At 55.8% G+C, this 10,320-nt stretch carries 12 protein-coding genes and 2 tRNA genes; 2 read left to right on the top strand and 12 right to left on the bottom strand.

Going from position 1 to position 10,320, the window contains the following annotated elements:
- The first annotated feature begins 250 nt into the window (after positions 1 to 250).
- Complete coding sequence (locus O0S10_RS10180; protein WP_268925774.1) at positions 251 to 1,018, top strand: heparan-alpha-glucosaminide N-acetyltransferase; 768 nt, start codon at positions 251 to 253, stop codon at positions 1,016 to 1,018.
- Here O0S10_RS10180 and O0S10_RS10175 read toward each other — a convergent pair.
- From O0S10_RS10175 to O0S10_RS10130, 10 genes are all read right to left on the bottom strand, one after another.
- Entirely contained in the window at positions 1,015 to 1,338 is a 324-nt protein-coding gene (locus tag O0S10_RS10175) for a tetratricopeptide repeat protein (protein ID WP_268925773.1), read from the bottom strand. The genes O0S10_RS10180 and O0S10_RS10175 overlap by 4 nt on opposite strands.
- 45 nt (positions 1,339 to 1,383) lie before the next feature.
- The gene (locus O0S10_RS10170) at positions 1,384 to 1,638 is read right to left on the bottom strand and encodes a hypothetical protein (RefSeq protein WP_268925772.1); all 255 of its coding nucleotides are present in this window, start codon (positions 1,636 to 1,638) and stop codon (positions 1,384 to 1,386) included.
- A 71-nt stretch (positions 1,639 to 1,709) separates the two neighbouring features.
- Positions 1,710 to 1,782: transfer RNA gene (locus O0S10_RS10165), tRNA-Glu, on the bottom strand.
- 78 nt (positions 1,783 to 1,860) lie between these two features.
- A complete protein-coding gene (gene ilvE, locus O0S10_RS10160) occupies positions 1,861 to 2,724 on the bottom strand; it encodes a branched-chain-amino-acid transaminase (protein WP_268925771.1) in 864 nt (287 codons plus the stop codon).
- Positions 2,725 to 2,809: 85 nt separating this feature from the next.
- Positions 2,810 to 3,733, bottom strand: a complete 924-nt coding sequence (locus O0S10_RS10155) for a carbon-nitrogen hydrolase family protein (protein ID WP_268925770.1) — start codon at positions 3,731 to 3,733, stop codon at positions 2,810 to 2,812.
- Positions 3,730 to 4,131, bottom strand: coding sequence for a molybdenum cofactor biosynthesis protein MoaE (locus O0S10_RS10150; RefSeq protein ID WP_268925769.1), 402 nt, complete (start codon positions 4,129 to 4,131; stop codon positions 3,730 to 3,732). The genes O0S10_RS10155 and O0S10_RS10150 overlap by 4 nt, the downstream gene beginning before the upstream one ends.
- A 4-nt stretch (positions 4,132 to 4,135) precedes the next feature.
- Positions 4,136 to 4,414, bottom strand: coding sequence for a ubiquitin-like small modifier protein 1 (locus O0S10_RS10145; protein WP_268925768.1), 279 nt, complete (start codon positions 4,412 to 4,414; stop codon positions 4,136 to 4,138).
- Positions 4,411 to 5,136, bottom strand: coding sequence for a HesA/MoeB/ThiF family protein (locus tag O0S10_RS10140; protein ID WP_268925767.1), 726 nt, complete (start codon positions 5,134 to 5,136; stop codon positions 4,411 to 4,413). The genes O0S10_RS10145 and O0S10_RS10140 overlap by 4 nt, the downstream gene beginning before the upstream one ends.
- Entirely contained in the window at positions 5,133 to 5,774 is a 642-nt protein-coding gene (locus tag O0S10_RS10135) for a TfuA-related McrA-glycine thioamidation protein (RefSeq protein WP_268925766.1), read from the bottom strand. The genes O0S10_RS10140 and O0S10_RS10135 overlap by 4 nt, the downstream gene beginning before the upstream one ends.
- Positions 5,731 to 6,957, bottom strand: coding sequence for a YcaO-related McrA-glycine thioamidation protein (locus tag O0S10_RS10130; protein ID WP_338148572.1), 1,227 nt, complete (start codon positions 6,955 to 6,957; stop codon positions 5,731 to 5,733). The genes O0S10_RS10135 and O0S10_RS10130 overlap by 44 nt, the downstream gene beginning before the upstream one ends.
- A gap of 106 nt (positions 6,958 to 7,063) precedes the next feature.
- Between O0S10_RS10130 and fdhD the strand changes: the two genes are divergently transcribed.
- Positions 7,064 to 8,557 carry a formate dehydrogenase accessory sulfurtransferase FdhD gene (gene fdhD, locus O0S10_RS10125; RefSeq protein ID WP_268925765.1) on the top strand — a complete coding sequence of 498 codons (1,494 nt, stop codon included), beginning with the start codon at positions 7,064 to 7,066 and terminating at the stop codon, positions 8,555 to 8,557.
- Positions 8,558 to 8,611: 54 nt separating this feature from the next.
- On the opposite strand, the gene O0S10_RS10120 is transcribed toward fdhD, so the two are convergent.
- Both O0S10_RS10120 and O0S10_RS10115 read right to left on the bottom strand, forming a co-directional pair.
- Positions 8,612 to 9,748, bottom strand: a complete 1,137-nt coding sequence (locus tag O0S10_RS10120) for a tRNA (guanine(10)-N(2))-dimethyltransferase (protein ID WP_268925764.1) — start codon at positions 9,746 to 9,748, stop codon at positions 8,612 to 8,614.
- Positions 9,749 to 9,766: 18 nt separating this feature from the next.
- Positions 9,767 to 9,841 (bottom strand) — tRNA-Arg (locus tag O0S10_RS10115).
- Positions 9,842 to 10,320: the final 479 nt, after the last annotated feature.

Below are 10,320 nucleotides of genomic sequence, written 5' to 3'. Positions count from 1 at the left end.
TTCCGTGGAATTCCGTTCGGTCTGTGTTTTCCGTGGTTACTCCAAGCGAAACCACCACAAAAGACTCCCGCACACATCGCCACAGGCAGGTACTGCCGCCAGATTCCAGTACTCAGATTCTTTCCATGTATTCCGTGGTTACTCCAAGCAAAACCAAAGCAAAAGACTCCCGCGCACCCCCGGGTTGTTGCGGCGCATCACCAAATTTCCGGCAGTTATTTCCCACCGTGCATCCAACCAACCGGTATCTATGGGTAAACGATACTGGGAAGTGGACGCAGTACGAGGTTTTGCCCTCTTCTCAATGATCGCCTATCATGTTGCCGCCTGCATGGTGATATTTCACATGCTGATTGAAGATGAGGTGTTTTTTTCCATTTACAACAGTATCTGGCTGACATCCGGCGCATTTGTTTTCATCTCAGGTACAGCCCTTGTTCTGCGCTATGCCCGGAAAAACAGAGACCTGCCGGAGTATTACAGATCTATCGTCAAAAAAGCAGTATTTCTCTTCGCGATCGCGATGGGTATCACCCTTATCAGCTGGATTGCAGATATATTGATCTTTGACGGAACCGGACGATTCATCAAGTTCGGATTTCTGCACATGCTGAGTGTATCCATGCTCCTTGCAATACCGTTCCTGAAACTGGGAAAATGGAATCTCCTCCCCGGCCTCGCCGTCGTACTGATCGGTATCTTTGCCGTCCCCCTTCTGCATGATCCCGGATGGCTGTACCCGCTGGGTATTCACGGTGCGGATTTCATGGACTTCACTCAGGATTACTTCCCGCTTTTCCCCTGGTTCGGGGTGATGCTGCTGGGTGTCGGAGTCGGCTCTATCCTGTATCCGAAGGGTGTCCGCAGGTTTTTTGTGCCGGAGCCGGGAGTCATCGGCAGATTACTTGCTGCGATCGGCAACGGAAATGTGACGCTTGCGGTCTATCTGATTCATGTTCCGGTAATTTTCGGTATCCTGTGGATCATCCACCTGATCACCGGCATCGGGTATCTTTAGTCCAGTTCGCCGAGCCGGATCCTGCATGCCGTCATTTTTTCAAACTCACCGAGTGCTTCGTAACAGTTCGCAAGACCGGTAAGTGCTGCGTGATCGTCCGGCAGAAGAATGAGGGTACGTTCAAACGCGGCAACGGCATCGCCGTACTGTTCAAGACCCGCAAGAGCCTGTGCCATGCCGCGCCATGCATCTGCGTCGTTCGGGGTCAGTTCGCACAGTTGATGATACGCTGCTTGGGCTTTTTCAAAACGGGAGGATGCTAAAAGTTCCTCTGCGGTCTGTTTCCAGAATACCGGGTTGTTGGTCGGATGAAATGTCATATCAGTAATTGGGATGCTGCGAGCAAAAAAAGAGATGGATGGGTTTTACGCCTGTGCACTGGTGAAAATACCGGTTACACCGTTGATCTTGATCTCGTCGCCGTTGTCATACCAGATTTCACCGTTACCCAGGTGATAGCTTAATTTGCAGGGTTTTCTGGCATGTGTTTTTTCGTCAATGAGTGTTACATCCAGGATCAGCCATCCCTCGGTGTCCGAGTAGTGAACAGCTTCAATACCGTTTGCGAGTGCTAAAACCTCTTTGGGGTTGTCCTGTCCCCGTACGATTACAAGGTACATACCAGATGGTTAGAGATACAACCGAGATAAACATTCAGAAACAGGCAAGAGAAAATAAACAAAAAGGTGAGTGCTGATATCGGGATTCGAACCCGAGTCGCTGGCGTGAAAGGCCAGCATGATTGGCCTCTACACTATATCAGCCCAATCACTGCTTCGCAGTATTGCCTATAAAGGTTGTCGTGAAAAAATAAAAAGATTATGATATCTCTCAGGAGCCAGTTAGTAGGCGTCGCCTTCGGTCCGGGTGACTTCCTGGAATGCAGGAACCAGTTTTCGGTACACCGCTCCCGGTTTTCCGTCTCCGATTATTCTGCCGTCGATTTTGGTAATTGCACAGATTTCTGCTGCGGTTCCGGTTACCATGACCTCGTCGGCGGTGTAGAGATCGAACAGACCGAGTTCACAGATTTCGTAGGGGATGCCGAGTTTGTCCAGCAGTTCAAGCAGTACATGGCGGGTGATTCCCTTGAGGTTGTTAATGGTCGGCGGGGTGTAGAGTTTGCCGTTCTTCACGAGATAGATGTTGTCGCCGGAACCTTCCGCAAGTTTTCCGGTACGGTCGAGGAAGATAGCCTCATCGCCGCCTTTGTAGTTTGCCTCAATTTTTCCGAGAATGTTGTTGAGGTAGTTCATCGACTTGATGTTCGGCGGCAGCGAATCGGGCGTATTGCGGCGGACGCACACGGTTACCGCGGTCAGGCCTTTTTCATAGAGGTCTCCATACATCGCCCCCCATTCGGAGGCCGCACAGATGACGGTCGGTTTTTCACAGCGGTGCGGGTCAAGACCCATCGAGCCGACCCCGCGGGTGATGAGCGGGCGGATGTAGGCGTTTTTCAGGTTGTTCTGCCGCAGTGTTTCTTTGATGATTTCAGCCATCTCCTCTTTGGTCACCGGCGGGACAAGGTCAATTGCTTTTGCTGAGTCAAAGAGTCTGTCCACGTGTTCCATTAAGCGGAACACCCGTCCGTTGTACGCACGGATTCCCTCGAACACACCGTCGCCATACAGGAAGCCGTGATCAAAAATGGACACCGTCGCCTGCTCTTCAGGGACAAATTTTCCATTGATATACACTAACATGATGATACTATTTGTCGGAATTGCTATTTCTAATGTGGGGGTCGGGCAGGCGGTTTAGCCGCGCCCGACCCCGGAACCGGATGCATTATTCTGTTCTGACCCTCAGTGCAAAGACGTCAGGACGGCTGTAGTGTCCGGCGGGGTCGAAGTCCATGCGGGAAAGAATGATATCATCCAGCGCAAGATCGGCATAGATAATCTCTTCGCGGTCAAAAACAGGGCCGGCAATACAGCGGCCGAACGGGTCGTAGATACAGCTGCCGCCGGGGCACATGTTCTCCGGCAGGTCGTTGAGTTCTTCGCCGCAGCAGAGATCTGCCGGATACATCGCTTTTGTCACATGCTGATTGCAGCCGATCACAAAACACCGGCCTTCCAAAGCGATGTGACGCATGGTTGCCTGCCATTCATCGCGGGAGTCCGCAGTTGGTGCAAGGTAGAGCGTAACTCCTTTCTGGTACATTGCTGCACGCGCAAGCGGCATGTAGTTCTCCCAACAGATGAGAGAGCCCATAACGCCGAACGGCGTGTGAATGGCGGGAAGTGTGCTGCCGTCGCCTTCGCCCCAGATGCATCGTTCGGTTCCGGTCGGTTTGAGCTTGCGGTGTTTTCCCAACAGGCTGCCGTCCGGGCCGAAGAAGAGGTTTGTGCAGTAGAGAGTTGCAGAGGTGTCGTCCCGTTCGGTTACGCCAAGGGAGACATACACCTGTGCTTTGGCTGCTGCGCTGCCGATGAGATCCGTATCTGCACTCGGTACGATCACGGAGTTGTCATAGTACCGCTTCCAGTCACGCCGGCCTTCCATGGTCCGGCTGCCGACCACGTAGCCGAAGGAAAGGCCGCGCGGATATGCCGGTATGAAGGACTCGGGGAACACCACCAGTTCTGCGCCGTGACGGGCAGCCTCTTCAATGGCTGCAACGGTCTTTTGTATCGTTGCTGTTTTATCAAACAGAACCGGTGCAAGCTGGCAGACTGCGACCCGGACTGATTTCGGGAGATCCTTCATGCACCGTGCACCCAGGCTCCCTTTTTGCCGTCTGATATTTCCTGTTTCCAGATCGGCACACGTTCCTTCAGCCGTTCAATAATATAGCGCGATCCTTCATAGGCCTCGGGCCGGTGGCCTGCACCCACGATGATCACGACGATTGTTTCGCCCAGGGCAAGGCGACCGTACCGGTGCACGATGTCCACCGAGTTTAAGTGGAATTGTTCTGTTGCTTCGGCTGCAATGTCGGCGAGGTCTTTTTCTGCAACCGGTACAAATGCTTCGATCTCGAGTTCGTCCATGCCGTCGTCGCGGACGCAGCCGATGAACACCAGCTGCGCGCCGTCTGCATGTGTCCGGGACGCGGCGATCAGGGCGCCGACGTTAATGTCTTCTTTCTGAACTGACAGAACCATTGTGTTATCCTCCTGAGACCGGCGGGTAGAGCACGATCTCATCGCCGTCGGAGACGGCGATCTCTTCTGCATCGTCTGCGTCGATTCGTTCGCGGTTGTACATCAGAATTACATGCCCGCGAAGGTTCCCGCCGTCAAACAGTTCGTTTCGGGCGGCGGGAATGGTTTCTGTAAATGTACGCAGAACCGACAGAACGGTTGCGCCTTTGGGGGCTGTGACGGTATTTTTTTCGCCGAACTTTTCCCGGAATCCGGCAAATGCCAGAATTGTTATCTCACTCATGTTGTTTCCTCGGATGTGGGGGAACAGATCGGACAGCGGCGGCTTTTTTTCACCGAGAATACGTCCATTCTGTTCACTGCTCCGTCCCAGAGCAGAAGTTTTCCGGCAAGTGTTTCCCCTGTGCCGGTCAGGTATTTGATGGTCTCTTCTGCTTCTATTGATCCGATTATGCCTGCGGCTGCGCCGAGAATCGGGGTGCCGGTTGTTGTGTGTGCGTCCGGGAAGATGCAGGAGAGACATGCGGTCTTTTTTGGGATTATCAGTGTTGCCTGCCCGTTCAGTCCGGCAACACCGCCGTGCATCAGCGGGATGTCACGTGTCTGTGACATTTCGTTTAAGATGTACCGGGCGGTGAAGTTGTCCATCGCGTCAACGATGATGTCGGCGTCTCCAATCATGCGGGGAGCGGTTTTTTCATCGATGAAGGAGGCAAACGCCGTTATTTCAATGTCGGGGTTGAAGGCTTCCAGTGTCAGTTTTGCGGATGCGGCTTTGGGCATGCCGATTCGGTCAGGCCGGTGCAGAATCTGGCGGTTGAGGTTGGTTGCATCTACGATGTCGCAGTCGGCAATGCGGAGGTGACCGACACCGGCGGCGGCAAGGTAGAAGGCGACCGGAGAGCCGAGGCCGCCGCAGCCGGCAAGAAAGACGGTTGCGTTTTGGAGTTTTTTCTGTCCTTCGGTTCCGATTACGGGAATCTGGCGTGCGTAGCGTTCGTTCATGCGAGTGTCTCCCTTACTGCGGTCAGGCAGGTGACGGCGTCCAGACGTTTCTGATCGACGGCGTTGGTTTTGATCCATGTGGTGAGTGAGGATTTCTGCTCGGCAGATATTTCTGCGTCGCGGATGACACGCCGGTAGGTACGGTCCGGGTAGTAGATTGCTTTGCAGGCGCGGAGCAGCTCTTTTTCCCCGGTGTCATCGATGATGCCCGCATCGCGGGCTTTGGCGAGTGTTGCCCGGATGTTGACCATGGGTTCGGAGAGTGCCGCATGCGTCTCCGGGTCATAGACGAGACCTACTTCGTCGTCGGCGATGATGGTTCCGTCATGATACCAGCGGTACACTTCCCCGATGCCGATCATGCCGAGTGTGTCCATTTCGGATGCCCGGAGAGCACCCATTGAGGAGGAGCCGTAAACGGAGACACCAGCCCGGAGTGCGGCAAGAATTTCGCGGTGGCCGACTGCACGGTCCTGAAAGAAGACGCCGTCGATTAAGACGATGGTTTTTGCTCCTGCTCTGACTGCGTCGGTGAGGTCGCCGCGTTTTGCCGGAGGCAGGTACTCTGCGTCCGGCAGAATCTGTTTTGCTTCGTCAAGCGGAAGGCTTGGGCCGATGAAGACGACGGCGTTCGGCATCTATGCACCTCTTTCCTCTGCGTTCGTTGTCAATCGTAAAGCATTCGAGACCGGGAACTATCACGCGGACGACCGGCACACCGAGGTCAGGGTCGGTGAGGTCGGCGACCAGGACGCGGTCCAGTCCTGCGGCACGCAGCCGGTCGATGATTCCCAGAATGTCGGTCCGGAAGTCCGGTGTTGCGCATCCGGCAATTTCGGAGAAGTCGCGTGTTTCGTCCACACGGAACCAGTAGGCGTTCATGCGCTTGACGCGGTCGTATCCCATCATTTCGCGGAACGCGGCGATGGTCGCGTCTTCGCGTGCTCCGTGAATCTGGGTTGCGCGGCTTTGGGCGACTTCGGTTAAGGCACGGATGACGGCAATTTCCGGGTTGGTGTGGGTGCCCATGCCAATGGTTAAGAGGCGCGGGTCTTTGAGGGTGATGTCATCGGCGACTGCGGCGATGGTCGGGATGCCGATGTCGGAGGTGATGTCTTTGAGGGTGATTTCCACACCTGCGGCGGTGAATTTTGCAAGCATCTCCGCCGCAGGACCGGTGAGGCCGGTGACAGCCGGTCCGGTGATGCGGGTGGTTTCCACAAGCGACCATGCGTCGCGTTCGATGAGTTCGGTGAGCGCGTAGAAGATGGCTTCTTCGATGGTGTTGCCGGATGCGATGCCGTTTGAGCTGGAGCGGAACAGTGCGGGCATGTAGTGGGGGTTCGGGTGCATGACGGCACAGAGCGGGACTTTGAGGGGGCAGTTGTTTGCAATGTCCCAGGCGTCCACCCAGGGAAGTTCGGTACGGGGGTCGATGTTTCTGGGGAGGATGAGGTCAACCGGGTTGAGGGTGTTTTCGGTCAGTGCGAGTACATCGTAGGATATCATTGCCAGATCGCGGGGCATGGCTTCTGCTGAGTAGCGTTCGATTCCTTCCATGATTCCGGCAACACGTGCTTCGGTTTCTGTTCCTCCTTTGCCGTTGTACACGGAGATTGCGCCGTCGGCAGCGGTGGGACGGATGCAGGAGTACACCGGGATTTTGATCCGGTCAAGGTCGGTGATGTCGGCAACACGGGTGATGCCTGCGATTTTTGTCAGCGGTTCGATGAATGCAAGCGTCTCTTCGGGAGTTTTGCTTCGCTCGGTCTGTCCGCAGTAGGTTTTGGGAGACGGCTGAAGCTGTATCATTGTATTCATTGTTCGTGCGGGAAGGCTATTGAGGGTTTCGCTCCTTTTCGTTCGCTGATTTTATATGTTGTTCGTGCGAACATATGAATATTCACGCCGTGAAAAGAGGATAGATATGGATGAGGATATGATTGTTTCCTGTAAAGGGTACCGGTATCAGGACGGCAGCGTTTCAGAGATTGATGATGTTGTGGTGCGTGAGGGTACTGTTACGCTGTTTTTGAACGGGGAGATGTACGTGCGGATGGTGGCAAGTTGTGATATGCTCCCGGAGCTTGGCGCGGGATTTTTCACGGCGGCGGGGATTGCGGAGAGGATTTTGTCGGTCCGGGTGGAGGGGACGGAGGTGTTTGTGGAGGCGGAGCTGCGGTGTGATGTGCCGCCGGATGGTTTTTCGCCTGCGAAACCGGTACGCTGTATTGCGGTGACGGGCGGGCGTGTTGCACCGGAGGAGATTTTTGCGCTCCGCGAGGCGCTGAATACGAGGGTGTGGAGGGATACGGGCGGTATGCACTGTGCGGCGCTGTGGTATGATCACCGCTGTGTTGTTGCGGCAAGTGATGTCGGGCGGCATAATGCGGTGGATAAGGTGATCGGCTGGATGGTGCTGCATCAGTTGCCGCCGGGGGAGTGTATGCTCGGGAGTACGGGGAGGCAGCCTGCGGGGATGGTTGCGAAGGCGGTGAATGCGGGGATTCCGGTTATTGCAGCGCGGGCGGCGGTGACAGTGATGGGTGCGGAGGTTGCGATGCGGACGGGGGTGACGTTGATCGGGTTTGTCCGTGAGGGGCGGTTTACGGTGTACACGCATCCGGAGCGGGTTACGGGTCTGTGTCCGGAGGCGGGGATACCGATGCCTGCAAAGGAGTGCGGGGTGCTTGCAGCACCGCTGCCGGGTCTGCGCTACTGTGAGGGGCGGACGGTGCCGGTGGAGGATGCGGCGGTTGTGGAGGATGTGGTGACGCTGTTTCTGAACGGGAGGGAGTTTATTAAAACGGTGGTGAGCTGTGAGTATCTGCGCGAGTTTGCGGTGGGTTTTTTTGTGGGTGCGGGTCTGGTCTGTTCGGCATCGGATATTTTATCGGTCCGGGCGGAGGGGACGGAGGTGTTTGTGGAGGCGGCATGTACGGTGTGTGTTCCGGGTGAGATGGAGTCTGCGGGAGGGTTTGCGCCGCTTCGGGTGCGGGGACGGGTGTTCGCCGGCGGGAAGATTACGCCGGAGGAGATTTTTGCGGTCCGGGATGCGGTCAATGCGGAGGTGTGGGATGCGACCGGGGGTCTGCATTGTGCGGTGCTGTTCCATGATCACCGGGTGGTGTTTCTTGCGTCCGATATCGGGCGGCATAATGCGGTGGACAAGGTGATCGGTTATATGATTCTTGCGGGTCTGAATCCCCGGGAGTGTGCGATTGGTTCTACGGGGAGGCAGCCTGCGGGGATGGTGACGAAGGCGGCGAATGCGGGGGTGCCGATTGTGGTGTCGCGGGCGGCGGCAACGGATGCGGGGATTGCAGCGGCAGAGGAGTGCGGGGTGACGCTGGTGTGTTTCACCCGGCCGCCGCGGTTTACGGTGTATGCGCATCCGGAGCGGGTTGCGGGGTTTTTGTGATGCGGTGAATGATGGGGCGGCGGGATGGAGATGTTTTGTGGTGTTGCGGCGGGTCTATAGGTTTCGTTCTTTGTTCCAGGAGAGGATCCATTCTTCGATGATGTGGAGGGGGGCGGTGGTTTTGATGCCGGTTACGGCGAAGTGGGTTCTGACGGTGGGGTATCCAAGGTTGGTAAGATCTGTGATCATTTCGTCTATTGGGGGCGGGGAGACGCGGAGGTTGCGGGAGATGATGTGGTAGTCGTAGAAGGTGCAGGTTTCGGGTTCGGCCAGAAGCTGATGGAGCAGTTTGTCCATCTGTTTTGCGGTGCCGAGCTGCATTGCGGGGAGTTTTTCGAGGAGTGAGGCGATGATTGGTTTGTCCTGAAGCGGTCCCATCCAGAGGGGGCCTATTGCTTCGGTTTCTGCGCCGCAGTACGGGCAGATATGCGTCTGCGGGAGGAGGGATCCTTTCTGTTCGGTACGGTAGAGGCATTTGGGGCACTGCATGACAAAACCGATGTGATTCATGGTGGTTTCGGCGGCGGTGACGCGGCCAAGGATGCGGACGTGGGATCGGAAGTAGTGGTTTTTGGCGAAGCTGAGGATGGGTTCCATGCCGCGGTCGTATTTGATGAGTTCTTTTGCTATTGTGCCCATCATGATGCGGAGGCCGATTTCGGCGTGGTATTCGGTGTTTTTGGGGGTGGCGAAGTAGCGTCGCATGCCTGCTTTGAGGTGTGCGCCGCAGAGGGGGGCGGTGTCGGTTGCGGTGACGAAGAGGTAGCGTTTTGCGGCGCGGGATGCGGCGTCGAGGAAGGGGGCGGGGGTGCCGAAGGGGTCGAGGTCGATGGCGTCGAAGCGTTCGGTGCACATGAGCCGGTTGGCGTCGTCACAGGTGACGCGGATGTTGCCGCCGATTGTTTTTGCGTTTTTTTCGATGATGGCAACGGCGAGAGGGTCACGGTCGTTGATGATGGCGGGGGTGCCGGTTTCGTGTGCGATGCGGAGTCCGCGGACGCCGGTGGCGGCCATGGCGTCGAGGTAGTTTTCCGGGGAGATGCAGGAGAGGAGGAGGACGGTCATGTCGCGGTTGAGTTCCATTCGGGTGTTGTAGAAGACGGGGGCGGTTCCCGGCGGGAATGCGGTGTTTTGGTCCTGTACCGGTGCTGCAAATGTAGTTGATCCTTCCGTGATCTGTCGATATTCCATAATGGTTCTCCAAAAAGACGGACATGTAGGGATTCGAACCCTAGATCTTCAGCTTAGGAGGCTGATGCCATATCCTGGCTTGGCTACATGTCCCCGGGGGTATATATGTTTGGCAGGGAGCGGGTATATCTTTTACGTAAGTGTTGATGCTACGCCTGTATTCCTGAGCATCCCACGATTCGCACGGCAGAGCTGTGCGCACTGCTCCGCGGGTCAAGAAAAAAGATGAAATGCTTTCGCGGCATTTCCGGTTTCGGCAGGCACCCGGGCAAAGGTGTGTGCTGACGATTGAACGTTTCATGAGTTTACGATTTTTTTTGTATATATTCGAAACAGGATGCGTGGCTCTCCAGCCAGAGAGTTCCTGTGGAGGCGGGAACGGGTGTTCCCCTTTTTTTGGTTCAATCGTTGTGGGTTTTGCCAAATTACTTTTTCCGTGATATTCCGTGTGGAAAATGTTTTCTGGGTTTTTTTGCGTGTGGTTTTGCTTGGAGTAACCACGGAAAACACAGACCGAACGGAATTCCACGGAAAAAAAACACAGAATACCGCGTCGCTTACGGAACAACACG

It is taken from the genome of Methanocorpusculum petauri (assembly GCF_026891975.1).
GTDB lineage: Archaea > Halobacteriota > Methanomicrobia > Methanomicrobiales > Methanocorpusculaceae > Methanocorpusculum > Methanocorpusculum petauri.
Note: the sequence above shows the minus strand (reverse complement) of the source record. Positions and strands in the feature narration are given on the sequence as shown.